Source organism: Sporosarcina sp. ZBG7A (genome assembly GCF_000813425.1).
Classification (GTDB): domain Bacteria; phylum Bacillota; class Bacilli; order Bacillales_A; family Planococcaceae; genus Sporosarcina.
The window spans coordinates 118400-139857 of record NZ_JWIB01000008.1 but is presented as its reverse complement, the minus strand read 5'-3'; the positions used below and the strand labels follow the sequence as shown (position 1 = coordinate 139857).

Below are 21458 nucleotides of genomic sequence, written 5' to 3'. Positions count from 1 at the left end.
TTATAATTCGTTGAGGAGCGAGGACAGCTTTTTAGCAAAACCACTGTCCGTTACCGCGAGGACGACCCGCGACTCTTTTCCGATTGCATGCCCGAGTGCTTCGCGGCTCCCAAAAACATGCTTCTCAACGTTGTAGCTATTACATTTATCCGACAGTTTCTTTTTGGTGTTATCGGATGCGTCTTCTGATAGTATAACAAGTTTTGCTTTTTGTGCCCGAACTTCAGAAACTACAAGCTCTTCACCAGTGGTAAGTTTCCTTGCTCGTGCTGCTAATCCTAGCAATTGAAAAATTTTAGTCTCATTTGAAATCATTTGATGGCCTCTCTCCGAATTGCATGCAAAAGATCAGCATACACTTGTTCCGGAACAGCACTGCTCAGTTGACTCTCAAGTGCACGAGTCGCTTGCGCTTTTTCTACAGCTGCTTCAGATTTCGATACATATGTTCCACGACCGGATTTCTTACCAGTCAAATCGACTGATACATCGCCTTCTTTAGTGCGGACGACGCGGATCATGTCTTTCTTAGGAAACATTTGGCCGGTAGCTGCACACTTGCGCAACGGCACTTTTCGATTATTGACTGCCATGCGTATGCACCCTTTCGTAACTACTTATTGATGTTCATCTGAATACAAGTCGATTGAATCCTCATCGATTTCTTCCGACTCTTCAGTTGAATCTAGCGTCGTTTCATCATCTGAATAAACATCTACTTGCTCAGACTCTTCATCGTATTCTACCTCAGTTTGTTCTTCTTCAAAACGAGGATAAATTCCTAGTTCACGAGCATCTGTTTCACTTTTAATGTCAATCTTCCAGCCAGTCAATTTTGCGGCTAAACGTGCATTTTGACCGCGCTTACCGATAGCAAGTGACAATTGGTAATCTGGTACGACAACAGTTGTTGAACGATCTTCTTCTTTCACTTGAACGTCCAATACTTTTGAAGGACTAAGTGCGTTCGCAACAAAGACAACTGGATCTTCTGACCATTCCACAATATCGACTTTTTCACCATTAAGTTCATTTGAAATAGATTGAACCCGAGCCCCACGTGCACCAACACAAGAACCAACTGGATCTACTTCTTCATTTGTTGTAAAGACAGAAATCTTCGAACGATCGCCCGCTTCTCGAGCGATGGATTTGATTTCTACAATTCCTTCAAAGATTTCAGGAACTTCCATTTCAAACAGACGGCGCAAAAGGCCAGGGTGTGTACGGGATACAAACACTTGTGGTCCGCGTGAAGTGCGCTCCACTTTTGTAATATACACTTTAATGCGTTCGTGTGGGTTATACTTTTCAGATGCAATTTGCTCGGTCATCGGAAGTACAGCTTCCACTTTCCCTAAGCCTACATACAGATTGCGAGCGTCAAAGCGCTCTACAATTCCATTGACGATATCGTCTTCACGATCAATATACTCTTCATAAATAAGGCCGCGTTCAGCTTCACGTACACGTTGGGTAACGACTTGTTTTGCAGTTTGCGCAGCAATTCGTCCAAAGTCGCGAGGTGTCACTTCTTGCTCAACGATGTCTCCAACTTCATAAGCTGGGTTTATAAGCAATGCGTCTTCAAGTGAAATTTGCAGACGATCATCTTCCACTTCATCTGCTACCACATCTTTACGTGATAAGACTTTAATAGTTCCTACTCCTAAATTCAAGTCCACGCGGACGTTTTGAGCTTGATTGAAGTTTCGTTTGTACGCAGTTACGAGCGCCGCTTCAATAGCGTCCACTAATATCTCTCTAGATATGCCTTTTTGCTTTTCTAATGCTGTTAATGCATCGAGAAGATCACTACTCATGTTCATCACTCCTGATTATTCAATTATGCAGAAAAGTCGATTGCATATCGTGCAACTGCAATCTTTTGCTTATCGATTCTGACTGTCAATGTACGTGTCTTAATACGAATTTGAAGTTCAACTGCATCTGGTTCGTTGACTAGTAGGTGACCTTCAAATTCTTTCATATCTTTAACTGGCTCATAAGTTTTCACATAAATGTACTGACCAACCGCTTTCTCGAAGTCTTGTTCTTTTTTAAGCGGTCGTTCTGCTCCTGGAGAAGATACCTCCAAAAAGTAGTTTTGCGGAATTGGATCCGTACGATCCAGTTCTTCACTTAGGCGTTCACTTACTTGAGCACATTGAAGTATATCGATGTTCCCTTCCTGCGTATCAACGTAGACGCGCAAAAACCAATCTCTTCCTTCTTTCAAAAACTCGATGTCGACTAGTTCTAGCGCTAACTCATTGACAATCGGGAGCACTAACGCTTCTACCTCTTCAGTAATTTTACTCATCTTACCCCTCCCTTGCAGGTTGTAATTTGCTTAAATAATAACGGCAGACAACAGAAAAGAGCGGGGAATCCCACTCTTTTCGCGTAAGACTATAGCAAAAGTTGTTTCAATTGTACCATACATTCATATACCGCGCAAATTTTCCAAATGTATAACTTGGATTAAAGGCTTATCATACCAACACTTTCAACAAATATCTGATAAAAGAAGATATTGAGTTCTCTCATTGGTGGAAGCTTTTTTTCGATGGGCTCCCACTGCAATCATCAATATTTCATCTTAAGCAGACATTGGAATACATTTCACTACTTAGAACAGAGAAAGTTGATTCATTTCCGGTAATCCTTCTAAACAGCCAAGTGAGTCCATATATTCCGTAATTGTCTTAGATACACGCCCTCGTCGCTGAAGATCTTCTTTTGAAAGGAATTCTCCATCTTCCCTTACCTCTACAATAGTCTTCGCAACATTTGTTCCGAGGGATGGGATGGAATTGAATGGTGGTATGAGTGTGTTTCCTTCAATAATGAATTCATCAGCGGATGACTTGTACAAATCAGGTTTTGCAAATGTATATCCGCGTTCACACATCTCTAATGCAATTTCCAATACGGTGACTAAGCTTTTTTCTTTCGGTGAAGCTTCAAGGCCTTTGTCATAAATTTCTTTTGCCTTTACTCGTATTGATGCAGGTCCTTTAATCATCGTTGCCAAATCATAGTCTGTCGCACGCACAGTAAAATACGTTGCGTAGTACATAATTGGGTGGTGTACTTTAAAGTACGCAATACGGAGTGCCATGAGAACATAAGCTGCTGCGTGTGCTTTCGGGAACATGTACTTAATCTTTTTACAAGATGCAATATACCACGCTGGAACCTTGTTCTTTTTCATTTCCTCTTCAAATTCTGGTGTTAAGCCTTTACCCTTTCGGACAGACTCCATAATTTTAAAGGCAATAGCCGGTTCAAGCCCTTGGTAGATTAAATACACCATAATATCGTCACGACACCCGATTACTTCTGCAAGGACACACGTTTTGTTCTGTATCAATTCCTGTGCGTTGCCAAGCCATACGTCGGTTCCATGAGATAATCCAGAAATTTGTATGAGCTCAGAAAACGTTGAAGGCTTCGTTTCTTCTAACATTTGACGAACGAATCGTGTACCAAACTCTGGCACACCAAGTGTCCCGGTTTTACAGTTGATCTGTTCTTCAGTTACCCCAAGTGAGTCTGTCCCACTAAACAAAGCCATTACTCCTGGATCGTCAGGTGGGATGGTTTTAGGATCAATCCCGGATAAGTCTTCTAACATCTTTATCATTGTCGGATCATCATGTCCTAAAATATCGAGCTTCAATAAGTTATTATCAATGGAGTGGAAATCAAAGTGAGTCGTTTTCCAACTCGAACCAACATCATCCGCCGGGAATTGAATCGGAGTAAAATCATAGATTTCCATATTGTCTGGAACTACGATAATACCGCCTGGATGTTGACCAGTATTACGTTTAACACCTGTGCATCCTTGAACGAGACGGTCAATTTCAGCACCTCTTAAATTAATCCCGTTATCGTTCATATACCCGCGGACATATCCATAAGCTGTTTTTTCAGCGACAGTACCAATCGTACCAGCTCTGTACACATAGTCTTCCCCGAAAAGTTCTTTTGTGTAATTATGGGCATTCGCCTGATACTCACCACTGAAGTTCAAGTCAATATCCGGTACTTTATCACCGTTAAATCCAAGAAACGTTTCAAACGGGATGTCATGTCCATCCTTTGTATAAGGGACGTCGCAAGTCGGGCAATTTTTGTTTGGTAAGTCAAAACCTGAACCCACAGAGCCATCGGAAAAGAACTCGGACTGCTTACACGTTGGACATACATAATGCGGTGGCATTGGATTCACTTCTGTAATCTCCATCATTGTTGCAACTAGAGAAGAGCCAACCGAACCACGCGAACCAACTAAATAGCCATCATCCAAAGATTTTTTAACTAACTTATGTGATATCAAATAAATAACGGCGAACCCATTTCCAATAATCGATTTTAGCTCTTTATCAATTCGAGCTTCTATAATTTCTGGTAAAGTCTCCCCGTAGATTTTATGCGCCATAGTATACGTTAGCTGGCGCACTTCTTCGTCAGCCCCTTCAATTTCAGGCGGATACAAGTCATCTTTAATCGGTTTGACATCTCCCACTCTTTCTACAATGGCAAGAGGATTATCAATCACAATTTGTTCGGCAGTTTCTGATCCTAAAAACGCAAATTCCTCTAACATTTCATCCGTTGTTCTGAAATGGACTGCAGGGAGTTCATGACGATTCATTGGATTCGCCCCTCCTTGGGAACGAACCAATACTTGACGATAGGCTGCATCCGTTTCATCGATATAATGTACGTTTCCTGTAGCTGCTACAGGAAGTCCCGTCTTTTTACCGAGTTTAATCATCTTGCGCATAATGTCTTCCAAGTTCCATTCATCACGAATGAGATCTAATTCGATCAGATGATTGTAAACCGGTTTTGGATGAAGTTCCAAGTAATCATAGAATCCCGCAACTTCTTCCGCCTCTTCGATTGACTTTTGCATGAGCGCTTCAAATACTTCACCTTTGTCACATCCAGAACCGACAAGTAGCCCTTTTCGATATTTCACGAGTAATGATCGTGGAATTCTTGGCACTCTATAAAAATAATTCATGTGAGAGAAAGAGACGAGTTTGAATAAGTTCTTCAATCCTTCATCACTGGTAGCAAGTAACGTGCAATGATTAGGTCGTGAACGCTTATATGCATCCCCTTCCCCTACATTTTTGTTGAAATCATCCAACCAGGTGATCCCTTTTTCTGTAGCATCTTTCATCAGCCTTACAAACAGATGAGCAGTCGCTTCTGTATCGTAAATAGCCCGGTGATGCTGAGTCAAGTCGATATCGAATTTCTTAGCTAATGTATTGAGACGATGGTTTCTGAGATCCGGGTACAGAAGGCGTGCTAGTTCTAACGTATCGATTGTAGGGTAATCTGCAGTTTCTATGCCCGCTTTCTTGCAGGACTCGTAAAAGAATCCCATATCAAACGAAGCGTTGTGAGCAACCAAAATTGAATCACCAATAAACTCAATGAAATCGATCATCACTTCTGAAACTTCAGGTGCGTCTTTCACCATATCGTCTGTAATTCCAGTCAATTCTGTCGTTGTAGATGATAAAGGATGATGGGGATTGGAAAAACGCTCAAACGTGTCTAAAATTTCTCCGTTTTTGACACGAACAGCGGCAAGTTCAATCACCGTGTCATACACAGCGGATAAACCAGTCGTCTCTACGTCGAATACAACATACGTATCGTCTTCAAGCAGACGATGCTGTTCGTCATAGACGATTGGAACACCATCGTCCACAAGATTTGCTTCCAAGCCAAACAAAACTTTTATGCCATGCTTTTTACCCGCGTTATAAGCATCAGGGAAAGCTTGTACGTTCGCGTGGTCTGTAATTGCAATTGCAGGATGGCCCCATTTTGCAGCCTGTCCAACAAGTGCAGCGGCAGACGAAACCCCATCCATCTGACTAAGCTTCGTATGGGTATGTAATTCAACACGCTTCCGTCCTTCAGGTGCTTTGTCTTTCTTAACAACCGGAGCAACTTCCATAATATCTTGCGCCATCATGATCAGGTCACGGACGAATGTATCGTTTTGAATACTTCCCCGTGCTCTCACCCATTTCCCTTTCGTGAGTGCTTTCATGAGTTCTGCGTCTTCGTTATCACGTGAGAACATTTTCACAAGAATTGAATCGGTGTAATCGGTCACTTTTAGCGTTAACAGTGATCGTCCACTTCTCAGCTCTCTTACTTCAGCATCAAACACATAGCCTTCTATTGCTACACGTCGTTCTTCATCTTGTATTTGTTGGATTTCTAGTAGTGGTTCATCCGCACGGATTGGTGTGCCAAGAGAAATCGGTCCACTTGGAACTCCGTCGCTCTCTTTTTTCGTTGTCTCTCTTTGTTGCATCGCTTCTAATGCTTTTTGTGCATACGCAACTTCTTCAGCTTTACGCTCCTCAAAGAATGCAACTCGGGCTTGTTCTTCTTCAACAGGAGATTCAGAAATCGTAAATTCTGGATAGATCCGAGGAAATCCGAATGACTCATAAGCATTCGAAATGAGATGCCCATACTTATTTTTCAATGTCCGTTGTTGAACATCATTTACACAACAAACCGTGATTTTATCACCAGATAAAACTGGTTTTTGTGAAGTTAGCGCTTCCCGTATTGGCGGAGAAACTTCACCTAACTCGTCCATAATCGCTGGCCAGTAGGCAATGATCATTTCTGCATCATTCACTTCTGTTTTCGTACTGATTTGTAAACGAATTGCCGCGATATTAGAAAATGCTTGTTCAACTCTTTTGCGGAATAGCTGAAATACATCAAACGGCAATGAATTCTCTAGCGTTACGGTGAATTGCCACACCTTCGATTTTTTGTAAATATCCACCCGCTCTAGCTCTGCATCTTGAAAATGCATGACAAACGCATCTTCCGTAAGTCCAATTTGTTGGAGTAACATTGACATCTTTCTTTTAGCGTCCATCCGTCTCTCCTTTCCCGTAAAAAGAAGGGAAGGACCGTAAGTCGGCCTTCCCATGTCTTTACTCTGTTCTGAAAAATTCCTGAAGTTTTTCTGTCACTTCTTCTTTCCGCATGCTAACTGCCTCACCCATTGTTCGATAAGTGACTTCCACCATTCCAGCAGAAGCTTCATCACCAACCACTATTTTCACTGGAACGCCTAACTTATTCGAAGTTTTACGCTTACTATCAGAGCTTACGTTTCGATCATCAAACAGCACACGATACCGATATCCATTCATGACTGAGTGAATCTCTTCAGCTAGCTGCTGTTGGATTTCATCTTCCGTATCTTCAATCAATAAATGAATGTCATATGGGGCAAGTTGAATTGGCCATTTCAATCCAAGTGAATCACTGAAATGTTCAGCAGTTACTGCAAATAGGCGTGTCATATCCATATAATAATATCCCGTTAAGATTTCAAGGGAATCCTTGTTGGCAACGTTAATTTTACTAAATACTGGTTCAGGTTCAATAATTCGGGCGAATGTGACGCCTTGACGAAATGTTATCGTACCATTTCCATCAGGTGAGGGTTCTCCCTCCTTCACGAGACGTATGTCTACGTAACGATCGACTGCAAAATCACGATCCGGATTGACATTCAACAAGAATGTATCTTTTTCATTTGCTCCACAAATCCCATTAACAATAGACGATACACCAAAGTCAGCATAAACCGGTAGACCAAATGGTAATTGTACTGGTCCAATCGATTTCAGCTCGACATCTAACACTTTTTTCATTTCCTTCGAGTCTAATAAACTGATAGTTGAAGTACCAAATACTTTCTTCAATTTCAGCTCATTCAGTTCGTGATCCCCTCGGATAAGAATGAGTGCAGGTTCCGAATTAATGTCATATAGAAATGCTTGTATAGTTTGTGAGCAGTCTAATCCAAGTGATTCAGCAAGAGGACCGATTTCTTTACCTTGCCCGCTAACTTTTTCAGCTTTCTTCAGCTTTTTGGATTCTTCAAGTTCTTCCCGGACTGCTTCTGCTAGTTCTGCTTTTGACGTATAAGGAGAATTCGTACTTTGTGCAAACGATTCTTTGCCGCATTCAGAAAATGCGATAAACTCGTATTCAGTTCTTCCATTATCGTTTTGTGACTCAATAACCCGATATGGGATCCCTATTCTATTCGCAATTGTTGAAAAGACAGAAAAAAGTGTCTCACCATTTTTTTTCGCTTCAATCACATCCGTGTGGAAAGAATATCCACTTACCAACGAATACTCTTTCGCATACAGAAGACTGGAATCCTGAATGGGCTTCCAAGCCTTCCTGATATGCTGTTTTATATGAAATACTGATATGGGTAATTGCTCTGAACTAATAACTTCATTTGCAATGAATGACAGGAAAATCATTTCATCTGATTTTCCTGTCGCATGTTCAAATTGTTCATACGGGAGATCCACTTCAAGGACACGTGCTGACTCCATTTCCTCCCGGATCACACGTTTTATATTTTCCAAGACCTTTCCAGCCAATGGGAAGTACGCATACATACCTTCAGATGTTTCTTGGACATAACCAGATTGAGTGAGAAGCTGATCTGCCAGACAGTTAGTTGAAGTTTCAGCAGCGGGTATGAATACACCTGATTGTTTCATCGTGCGTCGCCTCCGTTACTCTCTGATCGATTAGATCGTCATTTCTAGAAAAAGAACTTTTGAATGTCGTTCCATGTTACAACAAGCATGAGTAACATAAGCAGCATGATTCCTACAAAGTGAACCATACCTTCTTTTTGGCGATCAATCGGTTTCCCACGCAATGCTTCAACTAAGAAGAACAACAATCGGCCGCCATCAAGTGCTGGAAGTGGTAAAAGGTTCATAATTCCTAAGTTGATACTTAAAACGGCAGCCCAATTCATGAGATTGAAAATACCATACTGCGCAACTTCCTCTGTCGCCTTGTAAATCCCTACTGGTCCTGATAGGGCATCAAGAGTAAACTGACCTGTTACCAGCATACCAAGAAGTTCAAATATCTTAGCAATCCAAAACCAAGTTTGTTCGGCACCATAAGCAATGGCTTTCAAAGGATTTTTCTCAACTGGACTTGTATAGAAAACACCTATTTGGCCAAACTTTTGGCCCGCATCTTCCATTTCTTCTGGAGTTACTTGCAACGTTATAACTTCCCCGTCACGTTCAACTTCCAAATCAACAGAATTTCCTGGATTATCTTGAATTGTTTCTGTGAATTCAGTCCAAGTATCTACAGCTACCCCATTCGAGGATTTTACATAATCGCCTTTTTCTATACCAGCTGCTTGAGCTGGACTGTTATCTTGAACATCGGTAATAATGGGTTCGTTAGTTGGAACACCATTCAATAAACCGAGTGCAACAAAGACAAAAAATGCGAGAATGAAGTTAAAGACCGGTCCTGCTAGTATCGTCAAGAACCTTCCCATAAGGGGTTTCGAGTCGAATTGTCGATCTTTAGGAGCAATAAGGGTCTTCTGTCCTTTTTCATGAATGACAGCCGTCCGAGATACTGAAAAGCGAACAAGACTTCCTTCATCATCGTATCCTTTAATGAATAACTTATCATTCAGATCCGCTTCTTCTGTTTCAAGAAAGAGCACATCTGGATTCGAAACATTTGAATTCAAATAAATTTTAGTCACTTCATCTTGTGCATTAAGTATTAAACCTACACGATAGCCTGGCAATAATTCAACTGTGTCAAAGTCTTCTCCAGCCATCCGGACATAACCGCCAAGGGGCAGTAAGCGTAACGTATATAAAGTCTCACCTTTTTGAATACCAATTATCTTCGGTCCCATTCCAATCGCAAATTCACGGACCATAATGCCAGCTTTTTTGGCAAATAGAAAGTGTCCAAACTCATGGAAAAAGACTAATGAGCCGAAAATAATTATAAACGAGATAACTGTCGTCGCCATTTATACCCACCTTTTCAGCCTTCTAGGCTACTGTACTAAATACCTTATTTTATCATGGAATGGACGATTTTACGAGTTTGCATATCCGTCTCAATTATTGTTTCCAAATCAGGTTCATGAATGGTTCTATGTTGCTCCATCACTCGCTCAACCAACTCATCGATTTGAACGAATGGAATATGGCCAGCCATGAATTGACTCACAGCCATTTCATTTGCTGCATTCATAGCTGTCGGCATTGTGCCTCCAGCATGTCCTGCTTCGTATGCAAGAGCAAGAGCTTTAAATCGAGTTAGATCCATTTTTTCAAAATGTAACGCACCAATGTCTTCAAGTTTTAGGCGTTGCGGATCTTTCATGGGAATTCGTTCTGGATAAGACAACGCATACTGGATCGGCACACGCATGTCAGGAGAACCTAATTGAGCCATGACACTTGTATCCTCAAACTCAATCATGGAGTGGATGATACTTTCTTTGTGTAAAAGACAATCGATTTGGTCATAAGGCATATTAAAAAGGTGGTGGGCTTCAATTACTTCAAGCCCTTTGTTAAACATCGTCGCTGAGTCAATGGTCAACTTATTCCCCATAGACCAGTTCGGATGAGCGAGTGCTTGTTCCAGTGTCACATTAGCTAACTGGTCACGTGTTAAGTCTCTGAAGCTTCCTCCAGATGCCGTCAAGATGAGACGGCTGATTGATTTGGATTGTTCGCCATTCAACGCTTGGAAAATAGCGGAATGCTCACTATCTACCGGTAAAATAGACACCCCATAGCGTTTCGCTTCTGCCATCACGATATCACCTGCGGCTACGAGTGTTTCTTTGTTTGCAATTGCAATCGTGATTCCTTGACGAATGGCTGCAAGCGTAGGTTTAAGTCCTACACTTCCGATTACAGAGTTAAGGAGTACATCTGCACCCGAATTAGCCGCGACTTCTTCTAATCCTTCAGCTCCATAAAGGAAGCGGATCGCTGGAAATTCACCTTGAAGTGTTTCAGCATCTGCCTTCTCCATGACAGAAACAAGCGGCGGCATTTGGAAAGCAACAATTTCCCTTACTTTCTCAATATTACGCCCAGCAGAAAATGCTACAAGTTCAAACTGATTTGGGTGAGCTGCAATTACTTCAAGTGTTTGTAGCCCAATAGAACCTGTAGCACCAAGAAGGCTGATCTTTTTTTTCATCAAAAACATCCCTTTCAATTAACTAACAAAGTGCAATAAATGAAGGAGCGGCAAAACAAATAACAAACTGTCAAACCGATCTAAAATGCCGCCATGTCCAGGAAGCAACTTACCTGAATCTTTCACGTTGTAATTTCGCTTCAAGGCGGATTCAACAAGATCTCCAAGTTGCCCAATAACGGACGCAACGATTGTGATACCTATTAAGATCAGGAATGTAGATGCGACAGGCTGTATAAGTTGAAATAGTACCGCAAATACAACTGCACTCAAAATGCCTCCTACAAAACCTTCAACCGTCTTGTTTGGAGAAATATCTGGCCACAGCTTATTCTTTCCTAGTTTGCGACCAATGAAATACGCGCCCGAATCTGTCGTCCATACAATGACAAGTGCATAGATGATAAACACTAAACCAGCATCACGAGTAGCTGTGAGATAATAAAATCCCATGCCTACATAAAATGCTGACATCACTAAAAAGGATGCATGAGCAAACGTAAAACGATTCTTCACAAGTACAGTATAGATCAATAAGAGCAATATAATGATAAAAGCAGCTTCTAATTTTGTATAACCAACTGATCCTAACCAACGTAGCGCTAGTTGGTTGGGCAATAACAGAATGGCTGACAATATCCATGCTAGTACGCCTTCAATAGAAAGTAATTTTATGGATTGCATCTTCAACAGTTCATACAGTCCGATTGTTGCAATTGCATAGACCAAAATGGTGAATGGAATCCCTCCAACAACAACAAATGGAATGAATACTGCAGCTGCTACGAGAGCAGTTAGTATCCGTTGCTTCACTTGATTTCATCCCCTTCAAGACTTCCAAACCGTCTACTTCGTTTTTGATAATCCTCTATAATGTTAAGCATGCTCTCCTCATTGAAGTCTGGCCAGAGTACATCCGTAAATGCGAGCTCAGCATAGGCTAACTGCCAGAGCATGAAATTGGATAACCGAACTTCACCACTCGTCCGTATGAGAAGATCTGGATCTGGGAGGTGAGAGGTCATCATTGCGCCGGATACCGCCTCTTCAGTAAGGTCATCAAGTTGAATCGTGTTCTCAGAAAGCTGATTAGCTAATTTTTTTACAGCTTCGGCTATTTCAAAACGACTTCCATAGTTCATCGCGAAATTCAAAATCATTCCATCATTATGCACTGTAGCCTTCATCGCTTTTTGAATCGCTTCTTTTGTATGGATGGGCAATAACTCAGCACTGCCAATCATTTCTACTTTCACGTTGTTTTCAACTAACTCCGGTAAATACGTGCTCAAAAATTCACCTGGCAGCTTCATCAGAAAATCAATCTCCCGTTTAGGGCGTTTCCAATTTTCTGTTGAGAACGCATATAACGTCAATACACGAATACCTAGTTCGTTGGCAAAAAGAGTGGTTTTACGAACGGTTTTCATACCTTCATGATGACCTGCAATTCTAGGAAGTTTCCGTTGTTTCGCCCACCTCCCATTCCCATCCATAATAATGGCGACATGTGTAGGCATCGGCTTTTCTTTTACAATGGCGAGCCGCTCTTGTAATGTCGACGGGACAGCCGTCGTCTTCTTTCGTAGTAGTTTATCGAACATCATTTTTCCTCCACTCGACGACGTTTCAAATCATTCATCCTCTTTATCCTAACAAAATAAAGGAAAACTTGCATGTTAAAAAGGACGTCCTAACGTTAGGACGTCCTTCGAAAAAGAAAGTTCATGTTTAGATTTCCATAATTTCGTTTTCTTTGTCCCCTGCAATGCTATCGATTTTAGAGATGTACGTATCGGTTAGCTTTTGGACTTCGTCATTATTACGACGCAATTCATCTTCCGTAATTTCGCCATCTTTTTCGAGTTTTTTCAACTCTTCGTTAGCATCACGACGAATATTGCGGATTGCTATTTTAGACTCTTCAGCGTCTTTTTTCACTTCTTTGACAAGATCTTTACGGCGCTCTTCTGTTAAAGCAGGGACTGCTAAGCGAATAACGTTTCCGTCATTAGAAGGTGTGATACCAATATCCGACTTCAAAATTGCTTTTTCGATATCACCTAAAGTTGTTTTATCGTACGGCTGAATGACCATAAGACGCGCTTCTGGCACAGAGACACCTGCCATCTGATTAAGTGGTGTTGGTGCACCGTAGTACTCAACAGTAATTCGGTCTAATAACGAAGCGTTTGCCCGTCCTGCTCGAATTGAAGCCAAATCTCTTCCAAGTGAGCTGATTGCTTTTTCCATTCTTTCGGTTGTCTGATCCATAACTGCTTTTGGCATGTTTAGTTCCTCCCGACGACTGTACCGATTGTTTCTCCACATACAGCCTTTTTTATATTTCCTTCTTCCATAATCGAGAATACTACGAGTGGGATATCATTGTCCATACAGAGTGTTGAAGCTGTGGCATCCATCACTTGCAGACCTTTGCTAATTACATCTAGGTAGGTCAACTGATCATATTTCACTGCAGTTGTATCGATCATTGGGTCTGCGGAATAAACGCCATCCACATTGTTTTTCCCCATTAAAATGACATCTGCTTCGATTTCAGCTGCACGAAGTGCTGCCGTTGTATCTGTTGAGAAATATGGATTTCCAGTACCTGCTGCAAAAATGACCACACGTTTCTTTTCAAGATGTCGGATAGCTTTCCGACGAATGTAAGGTTCTGCTACTTGACGCATGTCGATTGAGGACATGACACGAGACTCTGCACCTAACTTTTCAATCGCGTCTTGAAGTGCTAATGCGTTCATGACCGTTGCTAGCATTCCCATATAGTCCGCAGTCGTTCGATCCATACCCATTTCACTACCGACTTTGCCGCGCCAAATATTTCCGCCACCGACAACAACAGTTACTTCCACGCCAAGATCCAGCACTTCTTTCACTTGAATCGCAACGGATTTAATAATTTCCGGGGAAAGACCAAATCCTTGTTCTCCAGCGAGAGCTTCCCCGCTTAGTTTTAACACGATCCGTTTATAAGTAGGTGTGTTCATATGTATCCCCCATCTTCTTGGTTTTCTTAAAAATAGGGAACACAAAATGTGTCCCCTACCATTAGTATGAGTTAAATTAATTATCCTTTGTTAACTTGGCTCATTACTTCGTCAGCAAAGTTGTCTTCGCGCTTTTCAATTCCTTCGCCTACTTCGTAACGAATGAATTCTGTTAGCTTTCCACCAGTAGAAGTAACGAATTCTCCAACTTTTTGGTCAGAGTTCTTAACGAATGGCTGATCAAGTACACAGATTTCTTCGAAATACTTACGAAGACGTCCTTCAACCATTTTAGCAACGATGTTTTCTGGCTTGCCTTCGTTAAGAGCTTGTTCAGTAAGGATTTTACGCTCATGCTCAACTTCTTCTTCAGAAATTTGGTCATGTGAAACGTATTTAGGGTTCATAGCAGCGATGTGCATTGCTACGTCTTTTGCAGCTTCGTCATCTTTAGAGCCTTCAAGTACTGTAAGAACGGAAATACGTCCACCCATGTGAAGGTAAGCGCCGAAAGCGTCATTATCTGTTTTAGTACGGATTTCAAAACGGCGAAGACTGATCTTTTCACCAATTTTAGCGATAGCGTTTGAAATATAATCCGCTACAACAAGTCCATTGTCCATAGTTGTAGTCAATGCTGCTTCTACAGATTCAGGCTTAGTTTTTAATAGGTGAGCTGAGATTTCTTTAACCAATGTTTGGAACCCTTCGTTTTTAGCAACGAAGTCAGTTTCAGCATTGATTTCAAGGATAATTGCTTCGTTTCCGGAAACTTCAATTGTTGTCGTTCCTTCAGCAGCAATGCGATCTGCCTTTTTAGCTGCGCTAGAAAGACCTTTTTCACGTAAGAAGTCTAGTGCTGCATCCATATCACCATTGACTTCTGTAAGTGCTTTTTTACAATCCATCATACCCGCGCCTGTTTTTTCACGAAGTTCTTTTACCATTTGTGCTGTAACTGCCATGTTGTATTCCTCCTATAAAAGCTATTGATTTTGGTTTGTTTCTCTAAAAAAGACGATAAGGGGATTGGCCGCTTATCGTCTTTGATTTTTCAGTTACTCTGCAGTAACTGCTTCTGTTTGTTCTGCTTGAGCAGCTTCTTCGTCTTCACCTTGTCTAGATTCAAGCAATGCGTCTGCCATTTTGCTTGTCAAAAGGCGGACTGCACGGATTGCATCGTCGTTAGCAGGGATAACGTAGTCAATCTCATCTGGATCGCAGTTTGTATCAACGATACCAACGAGTGGAATATTCAATTTATGAGCTTCCGCAACAGCGATGCGCTCTTTACGTGGATCTACTACGTAGATTACGTCTGGGATTGATTTCATATCACGAATTCCGCCAAGGAACTTGATAAGACGTTCGTGTTCTTTTTTAAGTTGAGAAACTTCTTTCTTAGGAAGTACAGCGAAAGTGCCATCCTCTTCCATTTTCTCAATTTGTTTCATACGGCTGATACGCTTCTGGATAGTACCGAAGTTAGTCAATGTACCGCCCAACCAACGTTGGTTGATGTAGTACATGCCTGCACGTTCTGCTTCTTCTTTAATAGCATCTTGTGCTTGTTTCTTCGTACCAACGAAAAGTACTTTTCCGCCGTCAGCACCAACTTGGCGCATGAAGTTATAAGCTTCTTCAAGCTTTTTAACTGTTTTTTGAAGATCGATGATGTAGATTCCGTTACGCTCAACAAAAATGAATTTCTTCATTTTTGGGTTCCAGCGACGTGTTTGGTGTCCGAAGTGCACACCAGCTTCAAGCAATTGTTTCATTGAAATTACTGACATAATTATTTCCTCCTGTTTGGTTGGATTCCTCCGCATACTTCATCCGCTGAGCGACCTTTCGGCACCGTCTCAGTACGTCCATACACGTGTGTAGTAATACCACTTTCTAATATAGCACAAGCCTCATTGCTTTCGCAACAATTATCTTTTGAACTTTAATATAAGCTCTACTTCTGTTTTACCTTTTTTTAATTGGCTCGCAATTTCATTTAGCGTAAGTCCTTCATCGTGTAATCGGTAAACCGTTTCAAATTCAGTTTCTTGTTTTGGCTCAGGGCGAGTCTTTGCAGCGCTTGTCTCATTAGGTTGCTGCTGGGATCGATAGGAATCCAAAACTTTAGAAGTCGGTGGCTTAGGGTTAAAATAAACAGACGCCGCAGCCACTTCATCGTCTTGTGGAACCGACGATTTCTTCGCTTCAACTTTACTTTCATTATTTCGAGGATTTTTCTGTATTTTTGTAAGTTGTTCGATTAAACGATCGTTTTCTTCTTTGACTTCAGTAATATAGAGCGCCAAACTATCTTCCATTTCTTTCATGAGTTGCTGTTGTTTCTTCTCGGTTTTATCCAATCTTGACATTCGCAAATACAACAAAGCAATCATATAAAATCCACCAAGTTGCAATACAAAAAGTGCCGCAATCCAAAATGCCGTCATTTCATCACCCTGTATAGTCTACGAAGCCGCCTTTATAAGGATGGCTTACGTGTATATGTTCCTTCTGTTGAGAATCTTCCTGCTGCTCATTGTCCTCAGACTTTTCTTCATTCGAAGAATTTCTTGCGTTCTTGGTTTTTTCAGACTCAGCCGATTCGATTACTGTACTACGGTTTTTCATCACTTGTTGATCAGTTTGAGCTGCTGCTTGCTGATGATTAAGCATAGTCTGCTGATTCTTTTGTTCTGTCAGTTTTCCTGCATCAAAAGTTTTCGGGATTGCAATTTGTAGTTCTATCGACTTTAGACTCATAATACCCCCCGATCCAGCACTTCAGGCAGCAATAACTTTCTTAGCTTAAAAAGTGCTTTCGAATGAATTTGTGAAATACGTGAAGTTGATAGGTTGAGAATTTCTCCAATTTCAGTAAGCGTCATCTCTTCGGAATAAAACAGACTAAGTACAAGTTGTTCGTTGTCATTCAAGTCTTTGATTTTCTGTATCATTTCACCTAACAGTTCGCGTTTTACCGAATGCTGCTCCGGAGTCACTGTTTTTTCATCTTTTAAAACAAAGCTTTTCCCTGAATCGTCTTCATCATCATTCATTCGTTCATCGATAGAAAGGACACTGGAAAAGTAATGCTCCTGGACGGTCTGATAAACTTCAGACACATCTATCCCTGTATGCTCAGCAATTTCTTCGGGTGTCGCTGTCCGCATCAATTTCTGTTCAATTTTACTGATTTGTTCTTCTAACTTTTTCGACTTTTCTCTCGACGAGCGCGGTAGCCAATCCTCTTTCCGTAATCCATCAAGGATGCTACCACGGATTCGGAACGAAGCGTATGTATCAAATTTCAAGTCTCTACTTGGATCGAATTTTGTAAGAGCGTCAAATAATCCTTGGTAACCAAGGCTTTTGACGTCATCTCTGGAAACATTACGCGGTAATCCAGAACCTATGCGCTGGACGTGATAATTTACGAGCGGCATATATTTACGGACGAGCGCATCTCCAGCATCAGGATCACGTTTGTTTAACCACAGGTCCCAATATGTCTCTTCCGTAATGTCTTTTTTCGACATAGAATCCCTCGCTTCCGTGCAACATTGTATATTTCGACACTATCATACTAGTTATTATAGCAAAGTATAGGTAGTAAAGACAGTGAACATCTATCATTTTTTCATAAAAAAAACAGCAGTTTCACTAACTGAAACCACTGTGCGTTCGTTTATATTTCCATAGTTCCAGTGTTCACCGTACGTACTTGCAATGTACCGACTGCAGGATCGAACTCTATTGTACGGCCATTGGATCCACCCGTATCTTCTGCTACTAACGGTATGGAAAGTCTAGCAAGCTCTTTTTTTACCGCTTCCACATTACGAGGACCGATACGTACTGTATCTCCTGAACCGAACTGGAACATTTGAGAACCTCCAGCAATCTTCGCTTTCAAAGACATAGGACGGACACCTTCTACTTTCAATTGCTCCATTAGGGAATAAATACCCGTATCTGCAAATTTTGCAACATTAATGGAATCCCCTTTGCCAAGAGAACTGTCAGGTAACATGACGTGCACCATGCCAGCAATCTTTCGTCGTTCATCATACAACACAACACCAACGCATGAACCGAGACCTGATGTTCGAATCGTGTCTGGCTCTCGAACAATGTTCATGTCTGCAATCCCAACTCTTACTACTGTTTTCACCATTTCCATATTACATCACACCTAGTGATTTAAAAATTGTGATGTAAGAAGGGGGATCTGGGAGTAAAAAGAAGTGCCCGTCTACACTCTTATCGTTTTCATCTTCTTCAACAATCTTTGTATCGATTACAATGACTTCATCACTGTAGTGTGACACTTCGATTAGTCCAAAGCTCACAATCGCACCTACCATATCGACACTTAATGACGGAACCGTCGGATAAATCTTCAGTCCTGTGAAATCCGACAATGCAGACAAATAGGAGCCGGACAAGATATTTCCTAGTTCTTGCATCGCAGAAATACCAATTTCACCAATCGATTCCGGAGTTGAAAAGTCAAATTGAGGATCTCCGATTAAACGCCGAATAAAACGGTTAGCGGAATCAATCGGAAGAACAAAGAACATGCTTCCAGATAAATCCCCTTCTATTCTCAAGAAAATCCCAACAACTACATTCTCACTTCCTCCCGCAAGTTCGAACATGTCGTCAAATGACACAAGTGCAACTTTCGGGACGTGCATGTCGATTTTCCGTTGAAGAAGCTCGGACAGAGATGTTGCCGCATGAGCTGCTCCAATATTGCCGATTTCTTTGAGAACATCTAAATGCATATCAGATATGTTGAGTTCAGTTTTCATCCGCATTCACGTTCCTAATCGGACGTAGCACATTGTCCAAGTTGAGCATAACGAGGAGTCGTTTCTCAATCTTTGCAACACCTGCCACAAATTCCGATTCTACAGACCCGACAACTTCTGGCTGGGATTCCAATGCATTCACAGGTATATCAATTACATCATTGGCATCGTCTACAATGAGACCTACATCAAAGTTTTCAAGATTGACGATTATGATGCGCGTATTGTCATTGTACTCCATTTCTGGCAAGTCAAATCGATTCCGTAAATCGACAATAGGCGTTACCATCCCTCGTAAATTGATGACCCCTTTAACATATGAAGGTACACCAGGAATTCGCGTAATTGTCATGAGTAATAATTTTTCAATGGACTGAACGACATCCACTTCAATGGCATACTCTTTGTCGAGCAATCGAAATACGATTGTTTTCATTACATTATTTTCAGTTACAGCTGTCATTGGATTCCCTCCTACTTATTTGATGAGCGCATTGCAGTCTACAATTAGTGCAACTTGACCGTTTCCGAGGATTGTAGCTCCAGATAGTGCGAAAACGCTCTGTAAGTAGTTACCGAGTGATTTCAGTACAATTTCTTGTTGTCCGATGAACGAGTCAACGACAAGCGCTGCCAAACTCTCACCTTTACGAACGATGACGACCGACTTGAGTTCTTCAGGTTCTTCTGGAAGACCCGTATCGAAAATCTCACGAAGATCCACAAGTGGAACAATTTTACCTCGGAAATCGATGACCCGCTGATTATGGGCATTCAAAATATCACTATTTTGGATAATTGCTGTTTCAATAATGGATGACAACGGAACAGCAAAAATCTCTTTTTGCATTTGTACGAGCATAACCGAAATGATTGAAAGTGTAAGTGGTAGCTGTACTTGGAATAACGAACCTTGGCCTTCTTTAGATTCGATTGAAATATGTCCACCTAGTGATTCAATAGTGCTCTTCACAACATCCAGACCTACACCTCGTCCAGAAACGTCTGTCAGCTTTTCAGCAGTTGAAAAGCCTGATGACAAAATAAGTTCTGCAACTTGCTTATCTGTCAAGGTTTCAGCAATCTCTTCAGTAACGATACCGCGCTCAATTGCTTTTTTTAGAACACGCGTACGATTCACCCCTGCACCATCATCTTCTAATTCAATGAACACATGATTACCGGAATGATAAGCGCGTAACGTTACAGTTCCTTCTTCCGGTTTACCTGCTGCAATGCGATCTGCTGGATTTTCCACTCCGTGATCCAACGCATTTCGGATGAGGTGGACTAGAGGATCTCCGATTTCATCAATAACTGTTCGGTCCAACTCTGTTTCAGCCCCGATGATTTCAAGGTTGATTTTCTTATCGAGATCCCGCGCTAACTGACGAACCATTTTAGGGAAACGATTAAACACAGTCTCAACTGGCACCATACGCATATTTAAAATGATATTTTGCAAGTCTCCGGAAATTCGAGTCATCCGTTCCGTCGTTTCATTCAGCTCAGCATTTTGTAATTCTGTTGCGATGGACTGGAGGCGCCCTCTATCTATAACTAATTCCTCAAACAGATTCATAAGTACATCCAAACGATCAATATTGACACGGATCGTCTTGTTTGCAGAATGAGCACTGCTAGAACGCTTGGTAGCGGTAGGTTCTTTTTTTGCAGTCTGCTGAGCAGATTGTACAACTGGCCCAGCAACTGGTGCTTCCATTGTTGTAGCTACCTCAAAAGCTGCCGAGTGAAATTGGACTGACCGAATTTCAACCTGTTCAATTTCAGATACTTTCTGTACTTTTGCTTTTAACTCTTCTGCGTCTTCTTTCGTAATGATCACGACCGTAAATTGGCTATCGAACTCTTCATTCTCCAACCGCTCGACAGTCGGGAAAGTTTTAATGATTTCTCCTGCTTTTTCAAGAATTTCGAACACCATGAATACACGAGCCGCTTTGAGTAGGCAATCATCACGTAGAATTACTTTTAGTTCGAATGCATTAAAGCCTTGTTCAATAGACTGTGAAACTACAGTTTGTTCAAAGTCATCGTAAACAAGTCCACCAGATTCCTCTTCAGACACTGTTTTCACCGTTTTTTCTTCTACAACAGCTAGTGGCGATTTACCCGCTTCAATTTGGTTTAGCATCGTCACTAATTTCTCGACATCTTTTTTTCCGCTTCCGCCTTCTTCGATATCGATAACCATTTCTTCAAGTGCATCCGAAGACTCAAACACGACATCTAAAATTTCAGAAGTAACACGGATTTTAGAATTCCGAATTGCATCAAGTACGTTTTCCATCTTATGCGTCAGATTCGCAATATCTTCATACCCCATCGTTGCAGACATCCCTTTTAGAGTATGGGCCGCTCTGAATATTTCGTTGACAATCGCAAGATCATCTGGGTTTTTCTCAAGTTCTAGTAATTGTTCGTTACACGCCTGGAGATGCTCTTTACTCTCTTCCAGGAACATTTCCAAGTACTGATTTGTATCCATCAAAATGCC

At 41.4% G+C, this 21458-nt stretch carries 21 protein-coding genes; all 21 read right to left on the bottom strand.

Features of this window, described 5'->3' with window-relative positions; translation table 11 throughout:
• Positions 1–315, bottom strand: a complete 315-nt coding sequence (locus RL70_RS03100; protein WP_039041954.1) for a YlxQ family RNA-binding protein — start codon at positions 313–315, stop codon at positions 1–3.
• Positions 312–593 (bottom strand): RNase P modulator RnpM, encoded by a 282-nt coding sequence (rnpM, locus tag RL70_RS03095; RefSeq protein ID WP_039041953.1) that lies wholly within the window; start codon positions 591–593, stop codon positions 312–314. The genes RL70_RS03100 and rnpM overlap by 4 nt, the downstream gene beginning before the upstream one ends.
• A gap of 24 nt (positions 594–617) precedes the next feature.
• Positions 618–1823 carry a transcription termination factor NusA gene (nusA, locus tag RL70_RS03090; RefSeq protein ID WP_039041952.1) on the bottom strand — a complete coding sequence of 402 codons (1206 nt, stop codon included), beginning with the start codon at positions 1821–1823 and terminating at the stop codon, positions 618–620.
• Between the two features lie 23 nt (positions 1824–1846).
• A complete protein-coding gene (gene rimP / locus RL70_RS03085) occupies positions 1847–2323 on the bottom strand; it encodes a ribosome maturation factor RimP (RefSeq protein ID WP_039041951.1) in 477 nt (158 codons plus the stop codon).
• Positions 2324–2632: 309 nt separating this feature from the next.
• Entirely contained in the window at positions 2633–6946 is a 4314-nt protein-coding gene (locus RL70_RS03080; RefSeq protein ID WP_039041950.1) for a PolC-type DNA polymerase III, read from the bottom strand.
• A 58-nt stretch (positions 6947–7004) separates the two neighbouring features.
• The gene (locus RL70_RS03075; protein ID WP_039041949.1) at positions 7005–8606 is read right to left on the bottom strand and encodes a YbaK/EbsC family protein; all 1602 of its coding nucleotides are present in this window, start codon (positions 8604–8606) and stop codon (positions 7005–7007) included.
• A gap of 44 nt (positions 8607–8650) precedes the next feature.
• Positions 8651–9913, bottom strand: coding sequence for an RIP metalloprotease RseP (gene rseP / locus RL70_RS03070; protein WP_039041948.1), 1263 nt, complete (start codon positions 9911–9913; stop codon positions 8651–8653).
• Positions 9914–9957: 44 nt separating this feature from the next.
• Positions 9958–11106, bottom strand: coding sequence for a 1-deoxy-D-xylulose-5-phosphate reductoisomerase (locus RL70_RS03065; RefSeq protein WP_039041947.1), 1149 nt, complete (start codon positions 11104–11106; stop codon positions 9958–9960).
• A gap of 18 nt (positions 11107–11124) precedes the next feature.
• Positions 11125–11919 (bottom strand): phosphatidate cytidylyltransferase, encoded by a 795-nt coding sequence (locus tag RL70_RS03060; RefSeq protein ID WP_039041946.1) that lies wholly within the window; start codon positions 11917–11919, stop codon positions 11125–11127.
• Complete coding sequence (locus tag RL70_RS03055; RefSeq protein WP_039041945.1) at positions 11916–12710, bottom strand: isoprenyl transferase; 795 nt, start codon at positions 12708–12710, stop codon at positions 11916–11918. Before RL70_RS03055 ends, RL70_RS03060 begins: the two co-directional genes overlap by 4 nt.
• Positions 12711–12837: 127 nt before the next feature.
• Complete coding sequence (gene frr, locus RL70_RS03050; protein ID WP_039041944.1) at positions 12838–13395, bottom strand: ribosome recycling factor; 558 nt, start codon at positions 13393–13395, stop codon at positions 12838–12840.
• Between the two features lie 2 nt (positions 13396–13397).
• Complete coding sequence (gene pyrH / locus RL70_RS03045) at positions 13398–14120, bottom strand: UMP kinase (protein ID WP_025785018.1); 723 nt, start codon at positions 14118–14120, stop codon at positions 13398–13400.
• Between the two features lie 80 nt (positions 14121–14200).
• A complete protein-coding gene (gene tsf, locus RL70_RS03040) occupies positions 14201–15085 on the bottom strand; it encodes a translation elongation factor Ts (protein WP_039041943.1) in 885 nt (294 codons plus the stop codon).
• A gap of 93 nt (positions 15086–15178) precedes the next feature.
• The gene (rpsB, locus tag RL70_RS03035; protein ID WP_025785020.1) at positions 15179–15913 is read right to left on the bottom strand and encodes a 30S ribosomal protein S2; all 735 of its coding nucleotides are present in this window, start codon (positions 15911–15913) and stop codon (positions 15179–15181) included.
• A 141-nt stretch (positions 15914–16054) separates the two neighbouring features.
• Positions 16055–16573 carry a hypothetical protein gene (locus RL70_RS03030; RefSeq protein WP_039041942.1) on the bottom strand — a complete coding sequence of 173 codons (519 nt, stop codon included), beginning with the start codon at positions 16571–16573 and terminating at the stop codon, positions 16055–16057.
• Between the two features lie 4 nt (positions 16574–16577).
• Positions 16578–16886, bottom strand: a complete 309-nt coding sequence (locus tag RL70_RS03025) for a hypothetical protein (protein WP_039041941.1) — start codon at positions 16884–16886, stop codon at positions 16578–16580.
• Positions 16883–17662 carry a FliA/WhiG family RNA polymerase sigma factor gene (locus RL70_RS03020; RefSeq protein ID WP_039041940.1) on the bottom strand — a complete coding sequence of 260 codons (780 nt, stop codon included), beginning with the start codon at positions 17660–17662 and terminating at the stop codon, positions 16883–16885. Before RL70_RS03020 ends, RL70_RS03025 begins: the two co-directional genes overlap by 4 nt.
• Before the next feature lie 149 nt (positions 17663–17811).
• A complete protein-coding gene (locus RL70_RS03015; protein ID WP_231567219.1) occupies positions 17812–18306 on the bottom strand; it encodes a chemotaxis protein CheD in 495 nt (164 codons plus the stop codon).
• 1 nt (position 18307) lies between these two features.
• A complete protein-coding gene (locus tag RL70_RS03010; protein WP_039041939.1) occupies positions 18308–18940 on the bottom strand; it encodes a chemotaxis protein CheC in 633 nt (210 codons plus the stop codon).
• Complete coding sequence (locus RL70_RS03005; RefSeq protein WP_039041938.1) at positions 18930–19403, bottom strand: chemotaxis protein CheW; 474 nt, start codon at positions 19401–19403, stop codon at positions 18930–18932. Before RL70_RS03005 ends, RL70_RS03010 begins: the two co-directional genes overlap by 11 nt.
• Positions 19404–19418: 15 nt before the next feature.
• Positions 19419–21449 (bottom strand): chemotaxis protein CheA, encoded by a 2031-nt coding sequence (locus tag RL70_RS03000; protein WP_039041937.1) that lies wholly within the window; start codon positions 21447–21449, stop codon positions 19419–19421.
• Positions 21450–21458 lie beyond the last annotated feature (9 nt).